This is a genomic window from Arthrobacter sp. 05T444, from assembly GCF_056395905.1.
In genome coordinates this window covers 60,240-76,410 of sequence record NZ_JBFTKK010000010.1, presented here as the reverse complement: position 1 = coordinate 76,410, position 16,171 = coordinate 60,240, and the positions used below count along the sequence as shown (strand labels likewise).

General features: G+C 64.3%; 16 protein-coding genes and 1 pseudogene. 10 read left to right on the top strand and 7 right to left on the bottom strand.

The genetic code is table 11. From position 1 onward, the window contains the following. Positions 1-25 precede the first annotated feature (25 nt). A complete protein-coding gene (locus AC1DD3_RS11675; RefSeq protein WP_476881706.1) occupies positions 26-493 on the bottom strand; it encodes an Lrp/AsnC family transcriptional regulator in 468 nt (155 codons plus the stop codon). Between the two features lie 75 nt (positions 494-568). Between AC1DD3_RS11675 and AC1DD3_RS11670 the strand changes: the two genes are divergently transcribed. Beyond that, complete coding sequence (locus AC1DD3_RS11670; RefSeq protein WP_476881705.1) at positions 569-1,303, top strand: HAD hydrolase-like protein; 735 nt, start codon at positions 569-571, stop codon at positions 1,301-1,303. A gap of 129 nt (positions 1,304-1,432) precedes the next feature. Here AC1DD3_RS11670 and AC1DD3_RS11665 read toward each other — a convergent pair whose 3' ends face one another. After that, positions 1,433-2,860, bottom strand: coding sequence for an amino acid permease (locus AC1DD3_RS11665; protein WP_476881704.1), 1,428 nt, complete (start codon positions 2,858-2,860; stop codon positions 1,433-1,435). Positions 2,861-2,913: 53 nt separating this feature from the next. After that, the gene (gene hisC / locus AC1DD3_RS11660; protein ID WP_476881703.1) at positions 2,914-4,011 is read right to left on the bottom strand and encodes a histidinol-phosphate transaminase; all 1,098 of its coding nucleotides are present in this window, start codon (positions 4,009-4,011) and stop codon (positions 2,914-2,916) included. 93 nt (positions 4,012-4,104) lie between these two features. Here hisC and AC1DD3_RS11655 point away from each other — a divergent pair, with 93 nt between their 5' ends. The 3 genes from AC1DD3_RS11655 to AC1DD3_RS11645 all read left to right on the top strand — a co-directional run bounded on the left by AC1DD3_RS11655 (position 4,105) and on the right by AC1DD3_RS11645 (position 7,464). Beyond that, positions 4,105-4,608 (top strand): Lrp/AsnC family transcriptional regulator, encoded by a 504-nt coding sequence (locus AC1DD3_RS11655; RefSeq protein ID WP_476875907.1) that lies wholly within the window; start codon positions 4,105-4,107, stop codon positions 4,606-4,608. A gap of 120 nt (positions 4,609-4,728) precedes the next feature. Continuing rightward, on the top strand, positions 4,729-6,402 hold the full coding sequence (locus tag AC1DD3_RS11650) for a thiamine pyrophosphate-binding protein (RefSeq protein ID WP_476881702.1): 1,674 nt from the start codon (positions 4,729-4,731) through the stop codon (positions 6,400-6,402). 165 nt (positions 6,403-6,567) lie between these two features. Further along, positions 6,568-7,464, top strand: coding sequence for a ketopantoate reductase family protein (locus AC1DD3_RS11645; protein ID WP_230117378.1), 897 nt, complete (start codon positions 6,568-6,570; stop codon positions 7,462-7,464). 353 nt (positions 7,465-7,817) lie between these two features. Here AC1DD3_RS11645 and AC1DD3_RS11640 read toward each other — a convergent pair whose 3' ends face one another. Then, on the bottom strand, positions 7,818-8,105 hold the full coding sequence (locus tag AC1DD3_RS11640) for a hypothetical protein (protein ID WP_476881701.1): 288 nt from the start codon (positions 8,103-8,105) through the stop codon (positions 7,818-7,820). A 411-nt stretch (positions 8,106-8,516) separates the two neighbouring features. Next, positions 8,517-9,593 carry a methyltransferase gene (locus tag AC1DD3_RS11635; protein WP_476881765.1) on the bottom strand — a complete coding sequence of 359 codons (1,077 nt, stop codon included), beginning with the start codon at positions 9,591-9,593 and terminating at the stop codon, positions 8,517-8,519. Positions 9,594-10,029: 436 nt separating this feature from the next. Between AC1DD3_RS11635 and AC1DD3_RS11630 the strand changes: the two genes are divergently transcribed. The 5 genes from AC1DD3_RS11630 to AC1DD3_RS11610 all read left to right on the top strand — a co-directional run bounded on the left by AC1DD3_RS11630 (position 10,030) and on the right by AC1DD3_RS11610 (position 14,056). Further along, entirely contained in the window at positions 10,030-10,668 is a 639-nt protein-coding gene (locus AC1DD3_RS11630; protein WP_476881700.1) for a hypothetical protein, read from the top strand. 45 nt (positions 10,669-10,713) lie between these two features. Beyond that, positions 10,714-11,112, top strand: coding sequence for an MFS transporter (locus AC1DD3_RS11625; RefSeq protein WP_476881699.1), 399 nt, complete (start codon positions 10,714-10,716; stop codon positions 11,110-11,112). Positions 11,113-11,162: 50 nt separating this feature from the next. Next, entirely contained in the window at positions 11,163-11,540 is a 378-nt protein-coding gene (locus AC1DD3_RS11620) for a hypothetical protein (RefSeq protein WP_476881698.1), read from the top strand. A 978-nt stretch (positions 11,541-12,518) separates the two neighbouring features. Further along, positions 12,519-13,142 carry a DUF4190 domain-containing protein gene (locus AC1DD3_RS11615; protein ID WP_476881697.1) on the top strand — a complete coding sequence of 208 codons (624 nt, stop codon included), beginning with the start codon at positions 12,519-12,521 and terminating at the stop codon, positions 13,140-13,142. A gap of 179 nt (positions 13,143-13,321) precedes the next feature. Further along, positions 13,322-14,056 (top strand): hypothetical protein, encoded by a 735-nt coding sequence (locus tag AC1DD3_RS11610; protein WP_476881696.1) that lies wholly within the window; start codon positions 13,322-13,324, stop codon positions 14,054-14,056. 289 nt (positions 14,057-14,345) lie between these two features. Here the strand turns inward: AC1DD3_RS11610 and AC1DD3_RS11605 are convergent, their stop codons facing one another. After that, positions 14,346-14,498 (bottom strand): hypothetical protein, encoded by a 153-nt coding sequence (locus tag AC1DD3_RS11605; protein ID WP_476881768.1) that lies wholly within the window; start codon positions 14,496-14,498, stop codon positions 14,346-14,348. A gap of 28 nt (positions 14,499-14,526) precedes the next feature. Next, positions 14,527-14,883: pseudogene (locus AC1DD3_RS11600) on the bottom strand (MFS transporter); the annotation flags it as partial. 132 nt (positions 14,884-15,015) lie between these two features. Between AC1DD3_RS11600 and AC1DD3_RS11595 the strand changes: the two are divergent. Further along, positions 15,016-16,023 (top strand): excalibur calcium-binding domain-containing protein, encoded by a 1,008-nt coding sequence (locus tag AC1DD3_RS11595; RefSeq protein ID WP_476881695.1) that lies wholly within the window; start codon positions 15,016-15,018, stop codon positions 16,021-16,023. Positions 16,024-16,171 lie beyond the last annotated feature (148 nt).

Genomic DNA, 16,171 nt, shown 5'->3' with positions numbered 1-16,171 from the left:
CGGACCTGTCCGGAGTCTGATCGCTTCACTCCGTGGCGCGGGCACCTCCGGGTCCCCGCCTGATGTAACTGGACAGCGTCATGGCCGTCACCGTGTCCGTGACGCCAGGAATGGCCGCAATCTGTTCCCAGATCTCCTGAACCCTCTCCAACGACCGGGCCTCGACCCTCACCAGCAGATCAAAGTCGCCGCTCACGACATCACACAAAACCACTTCCGGAATCGACCGCAGTACGGTGATGACGTCCGCCCCCCGCACCCGGTCCTTCCTGTAAACCATCAGGAAGGCGGACACCGACCCCTGCCCCGGTGGGCCGGCAACGATCGTGTACCCCTGGATATACCCTTGCCGTTCCATCCGTTCGATGCGTTGGCGCACGGCATTCCTCGACAGCAGGACTTTGGTCGCCAGCTCCGCGTGGCTCATCCGAGCGTTCTTCGTTAGCTCCGCAAGAATCCTCTGGTCTATCTGATCAAGACTCACTCGATCCATGCCTACCCTTCACACCAAAATTTTCCCCGGCACACCCAGAACCGAACCAACTCCACGACCGAAAGCACTCGAAAAATGACACTTCTGCAGCAAGACCGTCCACCTCTCACTGGCATTAGCTGCGTCCTGTTCGACATGGACGGGACGCTGCTGGATTCAGCACCCGGCGTTACGGCAAGTGCTGCCCGAGCCCTGGCAGCCGTAGGCGCGCCGGTCCCCGCGATGGACAAACTGCGGCAATTCGTCGGCCCGCCGATGATCGAGTCCTTCAGAACAGTCTCACAGTTGGACGACATAACCGCCCAAAGGGCCCTCCAACACTACCGCAAGGCATACGCCGACCACGGCGCTGAACAGTCTGGCCTATACGACGGGATCATCGAACTGCTTGACCACCTGCACTCGGCCGGCATGCCGATGGCTGTGGCCACATCCAAGGTGGAAGACCAAGCGGTAAGACTCGCACGAAGGTTTGGAATCGAAGGCCACTTCATCAACATCTGCGGGGCGTCCGACCGCGACGGAAGAGCGAGCAAGGCAGAGGTCATTGCCGAATTGCTGCTCCGCCTTCAATCCGAAGGCATAGACATCTCCAGTCCCGTAATGATCGGAGACCGGAGCAACGACATCGCCGGAGCAGCCCACCACGAAATCCCGACAATATTCGCGCACTGGGGCTACGGGGACGCGGGCGAAGCGTCGCAGGCGGCCGCCGTCGTCGCCTCGCCTGCAGCCCTGCTGCCACTGATCGTTGCCAACCGCCGCCCGTCGGATGACCAGCACAGTTCTGCCAAGAGGTCCTGGCCGTGATCACCGTGCTGTTCGAACAGGAGGGCTACCAGACGCTCTCCCGCCAGGCCGTGACGGACGGGAAGCTGCTGACCGTCACGGCCCGGTGGGAGTAATCAGGACCTCCGGGGGCCGTGAAGTTGCCAGACTTCAGTCGATGAGCACCGGAGGCTCGGCGCGCTCCGAAGACTCGACGCGGCCAGGGGCGGCGTTGGCAGAGCGCTTCATAGAACGGTGATGCAGCCAGTTTGCCACCGCCAAAAGCGCCACGAGTGCGAACGTGCTCAGGAGCTGGGGACGGGAATCCTCGCCGATGAATCCCACCGTGAAGATCGCGGCGAGGATGACCAGACCAAACACCGTGAGCCACGGGAAGCCGGGCATCCGCAGGGGAAGCTCCGTTCCCTCGCGGTCGGCGCGGAGGCGCAGCGCGAGCTGGGCGAGGAGCGCGGACGTCCACACCAGCAGGCAGGTCGAACCCACAATGTTCAGCAGGACGGGAAGGACCTTCTCCGGGAAGGCAAGCTCCAGCACAACCGTGACAACGCCGAAAGCGACGCTGGCCAGGACTGCGACTACCGGGACCCGGTCCTTGGACACGGAGGCAAGCAGACGCGGCGCTTCCCCGCGCTCGGCCAGGGAGTACGCCATCCGTGACGCGCCGTAGAGGTTGGCGTTGAGGGCGGAAAGCAGTGCCGCCACGGCCACCAGGGTGATGGCGGTGGCCGCGCCGGGCATGCCGGCCGCGTCCAAGACCGCGGCGAACGGGCTCTTCAGCCCGGCCGAACCGACGGGAACCACCGCTGCGATCACGAAGATCGCACCGATGTAGAAGACCAGGATGCGCCACAGCACGGTCCGGACTGCCTTCTTCACGCTGCGGGCCGGCTCCGCGGTCTCGGCTGCCGCAACCGAGACGATCTCGGTGCCGCCGAACGCGAACGCCACCACGAACAGTGCCGTGGCAATCCCGGCAAAACCGCTGGGTGCGAAGCCGGCTCCGGTGAAGTTGGACAGGCCCGGCGACTGCACACCCGGCAGCCAGCCGAAGAGCAGGGCAGCGCCCACCAGGAGGAACCCGACGATTGCTGCCACCTTGAGCAGGGCGAACCAGAACTCGAACTCGCCGAAGTTCTTCACGCTGGTGAGGTTCACGGCGGTGAGCACCACGATGAACACGAAGGCCATCAGCCATACCGGCAGGGCCGGGAAGATGGTGGCCAGCAGGCCGGCGGCACCGAGCGCCTCGGCCGCGATCACGACCACGAGCTGCAGCCACCACAGCCAGCCCACCGTGGCGCCGGCCACCGGCCCGTAGGCCTTGGCGGTATAGACGGAGAAGGCACCGCTGTCCGGATTGGCGGCGGCCATCTCGCCGAGGGCCCACATCACCAGGATGATGAGGGTGCCGGCCACGAGGTAGGAGATCAGCACGGCCGGGCCGGCCGCCTGGATGCCGGCGCCGGAGCCGATAAAGAGGCCCGCGCCGATGGCGCTTCCCAGGCCCATCATCGTGAGCTGGCGGGGTTTGAGTGCGGCGCCCAGGGGGCGGGCAGACGTCATTGTCTGTTGTTCCATGAAGAGTCCTCTGGTTGTAGGTGGAACGGATGGGATTTCAGGTCAGTCGGTTTTCAGGCCGTGTGGGCTTCCAGGAGCCGGAGCACGCGATCGTTGGAGCCTGCGTCGGCAACGGTGATCCGCACACCGTCCCCCTGGTACGCCCGGACCAAGATGCCCGCGCGGTCAAACGCATCCACCAGCCTCGCCCGAAGGCTTTCATCGGCACGGATCCACAGGAAGTTGCCCTGGCTCGCCTGGAGTTTCCAGCCCTGGGCTTCCAGCTGCGCGGCCATCCGTGCGCGCTCGTACTTGACGGCGGCGACGCGGGCTTCCATCTCCTCCCCCGCATCCAGCGAAGCGATGGCCGCCTTCTGGGCCAGCGCGCTCACGGAGAAGGGAAGGGCTGTCCGGCGCAGTCCCTCGGCGATGTCCGGTGCCGCCACGGCGTATCCCACGCGCAGGCCGGCGAGTCCGTACGCCTTCGAGAAGGTCCGCAGGATGCAAACGTTCGGGTACTGGCGGTAGAGCGCCAGGGAATCGGGGCCGCTGCCCGCTTCGGCGTATTCCACGTAGGCCTCGTCGACCACCACAAGGATGTCCGAGCGGACGGATTGCAGGAAGGCCTCGATGCGTTCTTGGCTGATCGGCACGCCGGTCGGATTGTTGGGGGTGCAGAGCAGGATAACCTTCGTGCGGTCAGTGACGGCCGCAGCCATGGCATCGAGGTCGTGCCCCTCAGCGGCGTCCAGCGGAATGCGGACCGGCCGGGCGCCTGCCAGCTCAACCAGGATGGGGTAGGCCTCGAAGGAGCGCCACGCGAAGATCACTTCATCTCCGGCGTCGCAAAGGCCGGTGATGATCTGCTGGAGGACGCCGACGCTTCCGGGTCCCACCGCTACCTCTCCGGCCGTGACGCCGAGGTGGCGGGCAATCCGTTCACGGAGTTCGACGGCGGCACTGTCCGGGTAGCGGTTCATGGTACCGGCCGCTGCGGCCACCGCGGCGGTGGCAGCGGGAAGGGGCTCGTAGTGGCTTTCGTTGCTGGCGAGGGCCGCAATGTCCATGCCGGCGCTGCGCCGGCCCGGGACGTAGGGCGGGAGGCCGGCCACCGCGCCTCGAAGGGTGGGAAGCGCGGTGTCCGGTGCGGTCAGGAGCTGATCACGGGTCATGAGGACTGATCATGATTGTGACCCGGCCCACATTGCAAGATACCCTCTACCCATTGGGACTTCTGCTCAACTTCTACTCTCTGTGGTGAAAATATGACCATCCCGAACCCCCGCACCGTGGATTCCCTCGACGGCAGGATCATCCTGGCGCTCGACAAGGATCCCGAAGCCAGCGCCCTGGCACTCTCCCGGACGCTCGGCGTCGCACGGAACACGATCCACGCCCGGCTGGCACGGCTCGAGCGCAGCGGCGCCCTCCGCTCCTTCAGCCGGCGACTGGATCCCGCCGCACTTGGATACGACCTGATGGCCTTCCTCTCACTGTCCATCAGCCAGACGCGGACAGGTGCAGTGGAAGACGGGCTCGCCGCTATTCCCGAGGTCATCGAGGTGCACGCCACCACCGGGGATGCGGACCTCATGGCCAAGGTGGTGGCACGCAGTACGGCCGATCTCTACCGCATCACCAACGAGATCCTGGAAATCGAGGGGATCCAGCGGACCAGCACGGCCATTTCCGTACTGGAACTCATGCCGCCCCGCTACGACGGCCTCCTGAGCCGGCTCTCCGAGCAGGAAACCCGCTCTTCCAACTAAGTGCGAGTGATGCACGCCACAATTGCGCATATTTTCAGTTGCGTCTGCAACTCTCTGCCAAATATCCCAATCAAACTCGACTCTCTTGCCTTTCTGCGGGCCTGCCCAGAAAATTCCTGCATGACTACTCTTACCGTCTCCGGCCGCGTGGCGCAGGTTCTCAGCAGCTATCTCAGCGATGTTTTCGGCGTGATGGGCAACGGCAACGTCTACTTCCTGGACGCAGCGGAACAGCTGGGCCTCCGCTTCTCCGCCGTCCGCCATGAAGGCGCCGCCATTGCCGCGGCCGACGCCTACTACCGGACGTCAGGACGTCTCGCAGCGGGCACCACCACCTATGGCCCCGGCTACACCAACGCACTCACCGCCCTCGCAGAGGCCGTCCAAGCACAAATCCCCGTCGTGCTGGTCACCGGGGACGCCCCGAGCAGCGGCGCCCGGCCCCAGGACGTGGACCAGGCGGCAATCGCCGCGGGCCTCGGCGCGGCGACCTTCACCGTCACCCGCGACGCCGCGGGCTCCATCACGCAGCAGGCGGTGGAGTACGCGCTGACCAAGCGGACCGCCGTCGTCATTGCCATCCCCTACGACCTCGCGGCACTCGAGGCTGCGGAAGAAGAACTTCCGGCCCCGTCGGCACCTCAGGTGACGGACGACGTCGACGGCGGACTCGGGCAGGTAGCCCGCCTGCTCGCCGTGGCGAAGCGGCCGCTGATCCTCGCCGGCCGCGGTGCGCATCTCGCCGGCGCCGGCCCAGAGCTCCGGGAGCTTGCCGACCGCCTGGGCGCGCTGACCGCCGGAACCGCCCTGGCGCTCAACCTCCTCGAAGGCGACGGATACCTCGGCGTCGCCGGCGGCTTCGGCACGGACACCGCGGCCGGGCTCATGGGTGAGGCCGATGTGGTCCTCGTGGCCGGGGCAAGCCTGAGCCCTTTCACCATGCGGTTCGGGCACCTGATCGGCCCGGACAGCACTGTCATCCAGATCGACACCGCCCTGCAGCCGACGCACCCCCGGGTGGACACCTTCGTCAGCGCGGACGTGAAGTCTGCTGCGGGACGCCTACTCCGGATCCTGGATGGCACGGCCTCGCCGGACGCCAGCCGCGCAGAAGCCTGGCGCGCGGAAGCCCGCAAACGCCTGGCCGAGGGACCGGCCCACCACCCAGGCTCCGACGAGACCCCGGACGGCCGGCTGGACCCGCGCTCCCTTGCCACGGCACTGGATGCCGTCCTGCCGGAACGCCGCACGGTGGTCCAGGACGGAGGGCACTTCGTCGGCTGGGCACCCATGTACTGGCGCATCCCGAGACCCCAGGACCTGGTCATGGTGGGGACCGCCTACCAGGCCATCGGGCTCGGCCTTGCCAGCGCCGTCGGGGCAGCCCGCGCAGTGGAGGACGGCCACACCCTGGTGCTGGCCTCCGGCGACGGCGGTTTCCTCATGGGCCTGTCCGACCTCGAATCGCTCATTGGTGCGGCGAGCAGCGCCGTCGTCGTGATCTACAACGATGCCGCCTACGGAGCCGAAATCCACCAGTACGGCTCCCAGGGCCTGACCGAAAAGCCCATGCTGATCCCTGAAGTGGACTTCAGCGGCATCGCCCGCGCGCTCGGTGCCGAGTCGGCGATCATCCGCTCCCTGGCGGACCTTTCCGCGCTCAAGGACTGGATCGACGCCGACGCCAGGGGAACCTTCGTGGCCGACTGCCGGATCACGTCGAGCGTCCGGGCCCCGTGGCTAAGCGAGTGGATGAAGGCCAAGCAGGAGGCGAAGGCGGCGGTGGCGGGCTAGCTAACCCTGGCGATAACGAAGTGATCAGGCATGCCAGGCGAATGCCACCCGCACAGTCCCGTTGAAACCCCTAGCCTTGGAACATCGGATACAAAGCCTCATCTGCTGTTCCAGGCTCCTGTTTCCGGTTAATCCTTGAAAACCACCCCGGAAAGGTATGTACCCATGCGGATACTCGTCGTCGGAGCCGGAGCCACAGGCGGGGCGTTCGGCACGCTCCTGCAGGAAGGGGGACGGGATGTCACCTATTTGGTGCGGCCGCGCAAGCAGGACGTCCTTCGCCGCGACGGGTTACGCTTCATCTCCCCCACCGCTGACCGGACGCACCCGGTAAAAACCATCACGGCACCGGACGGGTCAGAGGCCTTCGATCTGATCCTCGTCACGGTCAAAGCCACCGCGGTCGAGGGCGTACTCGGCGAGCTTGGCGCTTTCGTGGGGGCTGGAACCAGCATCATTCCCATCCTCAACGGCATGGCCCATGTGGACCGGCTTGAGCAGTTGTACCCGGGCCACGTGCTCGGCGGCCTGGCCCGGATTGTCGCCACTCTTGACGGCGATGTGGTCCGCCAGCAGATGCCCCTCACTTCCCTCACGGTGGGCGGGCTCAACGGAAACCTTGTCCCTACGGATGTTTCCGAGGCTCTGGACGTGCCCGGCGTCGACTTCTCGGTAGTGGACGACGTAGCCGGCGCCCTGTGGGAGAAATGGGTATTCATCGCGGCCGCGGGAATCGTCAACTGCCTGTTCCGGGCGCCGGTTGGACGGATCATCGAGGCCGGCGGGCGGTCCAGGATCCTGGAGGCCATCAGTGAAACCGAAGCGGTGGCGGCGGCGGCAGGACATCCCGTTTCCGACGCCGGTCATGCGCAGGCGGTCGGTATCCTGACTGAACCGGGATCGGCGTTCACTTCCTCCCTGTACCGGGACCTCAGCGCAGGGCTCCCATCGGAAGCCGAGCACATCCTCGGCGACCTTGCAGGCAGAGCCCGCAGCCTCAACGTCCCGACGCCACTGTTGGAGCTCACCCTCATCCAGATCAGGGCCAGCCTTCCAACCTGAACCACCACTCCGGCGCGGCCAGCAGGCGGCGGAGCCAGGGTCAAGAGCCGGCGAGCTGATCAACCGGCGACGCCGTGCTCTTCCCGCTGCCACAAGACCGGACAAGACCCTCTTCCCAGCAGAACTCGCGTCTAGGACCCCCCAATGGAACCTTCGTGGCCGACTGCCGCATCACGTCGAGCGTCCGGGCCCCGTGGCTGAGCGAATGGATGGAGGCCTCCCGGGCCGCGAAGGCTGCGGTGGCGGGGTAGTTGCCCGACTGGCACGAAAAAGGAGGCCGACGACGACACCCAGTGTCGCCGTCGGCCTCCTTTTTATGCCCGGCGGTGCTATCCCCCGCAGGCCGCTGGACCCTATGCCGCCATTGGAAGCGATACGTAGCTGCCCTCGATGACGCTGGCGGCAACAACGGGAGTGCCGTCCACTGTGACATAGCTGCCACGGGTGACGGGAGCCAGGTTTCGGCCGCCAGCGACGGTGACATAGCTGCCCTCGACGCCGGCGGGGACGCTGCCGGCGGGGAGAGTCGCGTAGCTGCCCCCGCGCACTGCGGTGTCAGCGGCAGTGATCCGGGTGGCGTTGTTGAGAGTGGTTTCGGTGGTCGATGAGGAGGTTGCGGGGCGTTCGGTCAGCAAAGTCATGAGTTCTCCGTGAGGTTTCGGGATAAGGGCCATACAGGTTCTTGTGCCGCTCAAGCAGGAGGGCGGTTGCGCGTCGTGTCGCTTGCCCCGCTGGCCCGGGTATGTTCACCGGTGCGGTACTCAAGGGCTACGGTGGCCTGTACCTAATTTTACGGCTTAATGTGAGCTACTCAAAATAAGGTGGGGAGACTCACGTTGCCAGCGCCGTCGGGGCAACCCGCGCGGTAGAGGACGGCCGCACCCTGGTGCTGGCCTCCGGCCGGCGGTTTCCTCACGGGCCTGTCCGACCTCGAATCGTTCATTGGGGCGGCACGCAGCGCCGTCGTCGGCACCCAGCCCACGCGCCGCCGTCGTACTCCCGACCGCGGCCGCTGGCCAGGTGACCTGACGACTACGCCCTATCGCACCGGACTATCGGCGAACAAGCCGCCACAGCGACGTGACCTCGGCCGTGCGCGCCTCGAACAGGGGATCGTCGCGGTCCGATGCCTTCGGATGCGTTGGCTTGGTGTCTAGCCGTTCCACAACCTTCAGCCCAGCCGCCGCGATGGCGGTCAGCAGATCGTCACGCGTCCGCAGGCCAAGGTGCTCGGCCAGGTCGGAGAGGACAAGCCAGGCCTCACCGCCCGGTTCCAGATGGTCGGAGAGTCCGTTCAGGAAGCGGAACAGCATCCTGCTCCCGGGGTCGTAGACGGCGTTGTCCAGGGTGGAATGCGGCGTGGCCGGAATCCAGGGCGGGTTGCACACAATGAGGGGTGCCCGCCCGGGCGGGAACATGTCGGTCAGGACGGCCTCAGCACGGTCCTGGACGCCGAGGTTCCGGAAATTCTCAGCGGCGCAGGCGATTGCACGCGGTTCATTGTCCGTCGCCACCACGCGGTGGACGCCACGGCGGGCGAGGACGGCAGCGAGCACCCCCGTGCCGGTTCCGATGTCGAACGCCAGCGTGTCAGAGGGCAGTGCAGCGGCAGCCACGAGATCCACATACTCGCTCCGGGTGGGGAAGAACGTGCCATAGTGCGGGTGGATGCGGCCCTGCAGGGCATCGACGTGGACGCCATTCCGTCGCCACTCGTGGGCGCCAATGGCCCCGACAAGCTCGTGCAGGGACACAATGGAAGGTTCGCCGATATCGCCGTACGCTTCAGCGGCGGCCTGCCGAATGTCCGGTGCGCGGCGCAGCGGCACCACCGGACCCGGATCAAGAGGAATCAGCAGCAGGCCGAGAATGCGTGCACGGTGCGAGCGGGACTGGCGGTGCCGATAGAACTTATCGGCCGGAGTTGCTGCGGTCTCTTTCTTTCCGGCGCCTATCCGCCGGTCCATGGCGTTGAGGATCTGCCGTGCGTTGTGGAAGTCACCGTGCCAGAGCATCGCGATCCCCTGTGACGCCATCCGGTTCGCATCATCGGCCGTGAGAGAGTCGGAGACCACTTCGACGCGCGTCGGCGCCGGTCTGCCGTTCGCCGAACGCCATCGCGCGGTCATGCTCTCACCAGCCTCGGCCCAGGTCACGACGGCGGGATCATTCATCGCAGCTGTGCGCGCGGGCTTGAGGACCGGCGTCGGGATTCCCACGGGAACTGGCTTGTCGGTAGTGATAAAGATCCATTCCAAGAGTCCGGGGGGCCAATCGGAGACTGACGATTGCGGCGGTGATTCGACAACGTGGATGGCTACGCCCAAGATTCCGGACCGTCATCCGGCCGCGAACCGAGCTTGGTTGATGGCCGCTGGAACCATTCAACCTGCATTGTCAGGATACAGGTGTGCGTGGCCGAGAGCGGCGCAACCGCGGCAGTATCCGATCTGCGCTGGGCGATCACGCAGCCGACGTGAACTCCCCGGCCAAACCGGGTGCCGTCGTCGTACGTGGATGACGGCGACACTCAGGGATCGCCTTGTTCCGTGGAAGTATTCACCTATGACTATCGATGGCGACACCGCCAAACTCCTAGCCTTCATTGACTCCCGCGGCATCGACGCCTCGACTGAGGTTAGCCGTGGTTGGGCTTCCATCGGAGCGATCATTGTCGATGCCTCCTTGCAGCGACGCCAAAATTACGAGGCAACCGTAAAGCCGCGCGTTGACGCTCTGGTTGCCTCATGGCCAGATGCAAGAACCACAAGTGGGTTCCGGAAACGTCTTGCTACGGGAACCCTCTCGGACGTCATCGATTGGCCATCGCCGGGCCGCCTCGCTCAGATAGACGACTTAACGTGTGTGTTTGAGGATCAGGGCATCGAAACTGTAGAGGAACTCCGCGCCAGACTCACTGACCCAGCAGAAAGGCCGGTTCTTCGTGATGCCCTCGCAGCTGTACGTCATGTGAGCCCTAAGACGCTGGACTACATCGACAGTCTCAGTGGACTCTCAACGGGGGTGACTACTGATGTGCGGATACGAAGAGTGGCCGAGACCGCCGGTATCGAGGACACCTCTTACGACAACATGTCGGCCGTGATCCGCGCTGCTGCAGACTCACGAGGGTGGCGCGCTGCGGACCTGGACGCTGCACTGTGGCACTTCGGTATTGAGAGCGCCCCGGCATCATCCACGTAAGGATTTGAGAACTCGTCCCCGGTCAGAGGCACGAACCTGGTATCCGTGGAACTACACCACCGCGGTCTAGTTCCGGCCCCGAACCGGTACACGGCAACGGGTAGGCCCGCAGGGCGCGATGCTGGCCGGCATGGACGGGGTGAATATGAGGCTGCGCGTAGTCTGGCCGGGACGCCAATTCCCATTGCTCCTCCCGTTCGTGGATCGCCCGCCCACGCCGGCAGTGACTACGGCCTGCTTTGGACCACCATCGCTCCGCTCGTCTCGCGGGTGGTTCCGGCCGACAGGGTGGGTAAAGCCCTAGCCATCGTCTTCAGCGGCAGCAGTTTGAGCATGGCCAGCGGGGCTCCCGTGGGCACGGCGCCCGGCGCCCTTCTCGGCTGGCGCGCGTCCTTCCTCTTCCTGGCCGGTTTCGCCCTGCTCCTGATGGGCCTGGCGCTGTAGTTGCTCCCGCAGGTCCCCCAGATCCCCGACGCCGTCCGCCCGTCACTGCGGTGGCCGTCGCCTGGCCGCTGCTGCTCATGGCGCACTTCGCCCTTTTCACCTACATCGCCCCGTTGATCCGCGAAGCGGGCCTGCCGGACTACGCCATCAGCCTCTCCCTCACGGTGCTCGGCGCGTCGGGCCTAGTCGGCATCTGGATTGCAGGCCTTACGGTGGATTCACTGCCGCGCCGTTCGCTGCTGATTACGACGGCGGCCGTCGCCGTTTCGATGCTCCTGCTCCCCGTGCTCGGGGTCACCCTTCCCGGCGCGATCGTGCTCATGGCCGTATGGGGTGCCGGCCTCGGTGCGATCGGCATCTACAACCAGTGCCGTAGAGAGCGCGGTTGGTCAGGGCCGGAAGCCAGGGAACCGGCGGCCCAGTACTGATAGGGCCGGCGTGCCGGCCCCTGCAGCGATGCGATAAACCAGACGCATGCTTGGCTGATCGCCCCGGAGTTAGGGCCTGCTCCGTGTGGTTTTAGCGTCCGTACAATAGCACCAAAAGGGCCGATGGAAAATTCGCCGTCCTTTGACTTCCTAGGGACGGCACAACGACCAGCGTTCTTCTGTTTTACCACTGTCGCCAATAAAGCCGCTCCGTATTCTGTTCCGCCAAGCTCGCCATGTTGTCGCGGACAGCGGGCCGTCTCTATGATCCCTCAGGTTTTGCTCAAGGTTTCCACAGCATTCGCTGAAGAACCAGAATCTTGAGTTTTGGTTAGGAGAGAATGATTATGTCGGGTTAGGCCATGGCACTGCTGTCACGGTCAAAACGCACAACCGACACGATAACGCTCCGTCACCTTGAAGAATCCCTAATTGGATTCCCTGGGGATGACCTTGTCCATGGGGGATTTAATCGGGTGAATGAAACTCTTGCCATCGGGGCTTCTTGTCCCTGGCTTTCGCCGGGTGCGGCGAAGGAGGTACGCCGCAAGCAGCCCTTGCTGTCACCACAGGGTGCTGCCGACGGTCACAGCTACAGCAACCGAGACGGCGGCGCCTGTTACGCGCCACTGTCCCTCCATGGTTAGCACTCGCTCCTGACTCCCCGACCGCCACCATTCCCGCCACCGTTGCGGGGATGAATGCCGAAGCCTTGGATAACGATTTCGTTGCCCTGGGGTTCACGAAGATCATCTACAAATTGGCGCGGGAAAGACGGTCTTGTTGCCGGGTAGCTGAACTGTCACTCGCACCGACAATCCGGGCGCAACGGTCCGTGGAGAAGCGGTTGTAGTTCACGTAACAAAATAAGGTGCATGCTGCGGCAGCCCTGCAATCCGCCCGCCAACTGGTCAGTGTTGGGGGCAACGCACAGTAGCGATCCGCGAAGTTCGCAACTGCATCAGAAAAGGGGAAAATATGTCCGACATCAAAAATGACACAGCATATTCGGCATTGCCGGAGCAGCCGATACACCACGTCCGGGTGGTCGAGGAAAAGCGCAAGAACGGCCTTGGCGTGGCGGCCCTCGTCGTGGGCATAGTCGCCGCAGTATTCAGCATCATTCCTCTCGTAGGAATGATCGCCTTCTTCCTTGGTCCGGTCGCGATCATTCTCGGCATCATCGCCTTCTTCCTTAAGAATCGGAAAAAGGGAATGGCAATCGCCGGATTCATCCTGGGTGTCGTCAGCCTCATCGTCGCCGGAATAGTGACTGCGGGTGTTAGCGCCGCCGCAAAGTCCATTGACGAAAGCATCAATGCCGAGCACACGGTGCAGTACGTGGTCACCACGTCAGGTCCGGCCAGCATTTCGTACTGGACACCGGGCGGAACCTCGACGGAAGACATCACGGCCGGATGGAAGAAGTCCATCACGTCGAAGGAGTTCAATATCACGAGTATCTCCGTCACCGGTAGCTACACTGACGCTTCCGGGGCCGTGACCTGCGAAATTCTGATCGACGGCAAGAGCGCAGGAAAGAACACGGGCAAGGGCACCGGCGCCCACGCTTCCTGCTCAGGAAGCACCTGGCAGAAGTAAATTTGCGGTAGGGCTGGTACTGGGCGCTGAACTGTCTGCCGGTACCAGCCCTGTCACGTCTGACCGTCCCGCCGCCGCCCCTCGATTCGCAGGCCATCGGCCAGCCCGGCGTGAAATCTGTGGCCATCGCGTGGCTGCTCGGCGTCGGGGATCATGAAATATCGGCAAGGAGCATCCCTTTGAGTAACCCCACTGGCGCCGACGCGCCAACGGAAGAGATCGCGAACCAGGATCAACAGCCCGAGCCGGCCGCCAGCACGACTGTCCCTTCCATTCCAGACCGTACGGCGGAGCCAGTCGAGCTCCAGGAACCCCCGACGAAGGTATGCCCTAAATGCAGCGTACAAACTCAAACTGCTGGCAACTTTTGCCCGAATTGCGGCGCTGCCTACGCAGGCCAGCGTAAGCTCCCGAAGTTCAGCAAGCGGGTCATTCTCTTTGCTGTCGGCATTCTGATTATTGCCATAGCTGGAGTAGCGATTGCACTTAGCATTCAACACAATAATCAGGTGAATTCAGAGAAGGCAGCTGCGGCAGCAGCTGCAGAGGCCCAGAAGGAACGCGAGGCCGAGGAAGCCCGAGCCTCTGCCGTCGCCTCGGCATCAGCGGCTGCAAAAGAAGAAGCTGACTCTGCTGAGCGACTGAAGCGGACGGCTATTGTCGCAGCGCTGGAGGAGTCTGTTGTGAAGGACGCCAAGTCTCGCGTCGATAAGGGTGTCCTAGACGGCCCCATTAAACGCGCATCATGCACGCCGCTCGGCGGAGGATCCACAGACGATCTGACTGCAATCACCGGTACCTTCGAATGCATCGCCGTGAACAAAACCGAAGCAGATGGCGCAGAGTCCGGCTACCGTTTTTCGGCTACAGTCAACTGGAACGACGCCAGTTACTCTTGGCACCTCGGCAACTGATTTCTGCCCGTCCCCGGGGATATACGCCTGAAGGCGATGGGGCCGTCCCGCCTAGCGGCCGGCAGCCCATCGCGCTCGCAAAGTTGACGACGAGCAGCATCAGGCGTTGGGCAAGCACGGCTCGCCGGTCGTCGTCGCCCTCGTCGTGACGCTGGCGGGCAGATGGCACGCTACCCGCCCGGCCGCAAAGAGCGCGGCTGGTCCGAACCGGAAGTCAACGAGCCGACGCTCCAGAGCTAAGAGGGGCGGTTGGCCGGCCCCCTCTTGATCAGATCGTTGTCTTTCCTGCTCACATGCCGGGTATCAGCCCCAGTTGCCCCATCATGGAGCCGACGTCAGGATGGGCGCGGAAGGAGACGGTCTTTCCGTCCCTGACGGACGCGAAGTACGTCCCGGGCCCGGCCACCGACTTGCCCATCGCCGGAATTTCCTTGTCTCCCATGTGGATCGGTCAGGTGTTGGTGCCGATGGAAGTAGATGGCGACGATGCCCAACGGACCCGCAACCAGGAACGGAATGCGCCAGCCCCACGCCTCCATCTGATCCTGGCCCATCGTGAGCTGAAGGACGGAAACCACCGCCGCCCCCACCGCAAAGCCGAGGTACCTGCCCGTGTCCAGGAAGCTGACAAAGAACCGCGGCGCCTGTCCGGCGAATGCTCACAGACGAACGTGGTGGCACCGACGTACTCGCCGCCGGTAGAAAAACCCTGCACCAGCTTGGTGACCACCAGCAGCACCGTGGCCCAGATCCCCAGCACCGCGTACCCCGGGAAGCAGGCCGACGACGAACGTCGCCGCGGCCATCAGCATCAACGTCACGGCTAGGCCCCCGTCCGCTCCGGCCATGGCCAAGGGGGCGCGAGCACCGTGCCCAGGGGCGTCCAGGTGGCGGGAGCACCCGGGGACTTTGCCAAATCTGCGGCTTTCTTGCGGCTTCCTTGAGTCGTCACCAATAGCGTGAGTCCGGTCACCTGCCGCAATCACTTTTCCTTGGGGGAAACATTGAACGATAACTCCACTATGCCCGCGCGCCCGAGGATTGGCTGGCGGCCAACGCTTCTCTTCTGGATAGTTGCAGCGATTGTGCTGTTGATTCTCCTGATCGCAGCCACTAGTGGCGGCTTTGCAGGTGTTTTGGTTTTTCTGGGCATCATCGCCTTGATCACCGGCCTATACGCATTGCTCTTTAAACGGCGGTCTTGGGTAGGCATTCCGCACCGAAAGAGCGCGCTGATAGTCACTGTGTCCGGCATTCTCGTATTTATGCTGGGCGGTGTCGTGGGAGCAGGTGCCACGCCGAACTCTAACGACAGCAGGGCATCCCTCGTGAGCGAGCAGCGGCCGACCGCTACCGCCACACCAACTGAAACGAATCCCGCTCAGTCCCCCTGTCTGACGGCCGAAGAATCCCGGACCTACAACGACGAAATCTTCATCTGCACCGAGGGCAGCGATCATCAGCTCGTGTGGCTCCCCGAGGCAGAATCCCGCAAAGTGGTAGAAGCACGTGATGCGAAGGCCAAGGCTGCAGCAGCGAAAATTGCGGCGGACAAGGTGGCAGCGCAAAAGGCGGCGGCCAAGGCAGCCGCCGATAAGGTTGCCGCCAAAAAAGCAGCTGCAAAAGCAGCGGCGGATAAGCTCGCTGCCGAAAAAGCAGCCGCCCAAGCGGCAGCGGCACGCGTGGCAGCACAAAAGGCGGCAGCACAAAAGGCGGCAGTAGAAAAAGCGGCCGCGGAAAAGGCGGCAGCAGATCAGGCTGCGGCGGCCCAGGCGGCAGCAGACCGTGCCGCCCAGCAGGCTGCCGCCGATCAGGCCGCGCAGCAGGCGGCTGTGCCCGCACCCGCTTCCGTCTACTACAAGAACTGCACCGCAGCCAGGGCCGCGGGTGCTGCGCCCGTGTATGCAGGCACCCCGGGATACGCGGCCCACCTCGACCGCGACGGCGATGGGATCGGCTGCGAATGATGGAGGTTTTCCCCCGACGAGGAAAGCCCGGCCCACCTGCACAATCTCATGGACGAGCGCGGCGGTGAAGCTGCCCAAGTGCATGAGCTGACGGCTTAACCGCTCCTGATACAACCGATAGACAAGCGGGCCCGCTGCTACATGCAGC

Excerpts from the sequence above, each read along its gene's own strand:
- hisC (WP_476881703.1), bottom strand. The coding sequence starts at position 4,011 with ATGACCCGTGATCAGCTCCTGACCGCACCGGACACCGCGCTTCCCACC.
- AC1DD3_RS11630 (WP_476881700.1), top strand. The coding sequence starts at position 10,030 with ATGACTATCGATGGCGACACCGCCAAACTCCTAGCCTTCATTGACTCC.
- AC1DD3_RS11665 (WP_476881704.1), bottom strand. The coding sequence starts at position 2,860 with ATGGAACAACAGACAATGACGTCTGCCCGCCCCCTGGGCGCCGCACTC.
- AC1DD3_RS11670 (WP_476881705.1), top strand. The coding sequence starts at position 569 with ATGACACTTCTGCAGCAAGACCGTCCACCTCTCACTGGCATTAGCTGC.
- AC1DD3_RS11655 (WP_476875907.1), top strand. The coding sequence starts at position 4,105 with ATGACCATCCCGAACCCCCGCACCGTGGATTCCCTCGACGGCAGGATC.
- AC1DD3_RS11640 (WP_476881701.1), bottom strand. The coding sequence starts at position 8,105 with ATGACTTTGCTGACCGAACGCCCCGCAACCTCCTCATCGACCACCGAA.
- AC1DD3_RS11645 (WP_230117378.1), top strand. The coding sequence starts at position 6,568 with ATGCGGATACTCGTCGTCGGAGCCGGAGCCACAGGCGGGGCGTTCGGC.
- AC1DD3_RS11605 (WP_476881768.1), bottom strand. The coding sequence starts at position 14,498 with ATGGGAGACAAGGAAATTCCGGCGATGGGCAAGTCGGTGGCCGGGCCC.
- AC1DD3_RS11675 (WP_476881706.1), bottom strand. The coding sequence starts at position 493 with ATGGATCGAGTGAGTCTTGATCAGATAGACCAGAGGATTCTTGCGGAG.
- AC1DD3_RS11650 (WP_476881702.1), top strand. The coding sequence starts at position 4,729 with ATGACTACTCTTACCGTCTCCGGCCGCGTGGCGCAGGTTCTCAGCAGC.
- AC1DD3_RS11635 (WP_476881765.1), bottom strand. The coding sequence starts at position 9,593 with ATGACCGCGCGATGGCGTTCGGCGAACGGCAGACCGGCGCCGACGCGC.
- AC1DD3_RS11615 (WP_476881697.1), top strand. The coding sequence starts at position 12,519 with ATGTCCGACATCAAAAATGACACAGCATATTCGGCATTGCCGGAGCAG.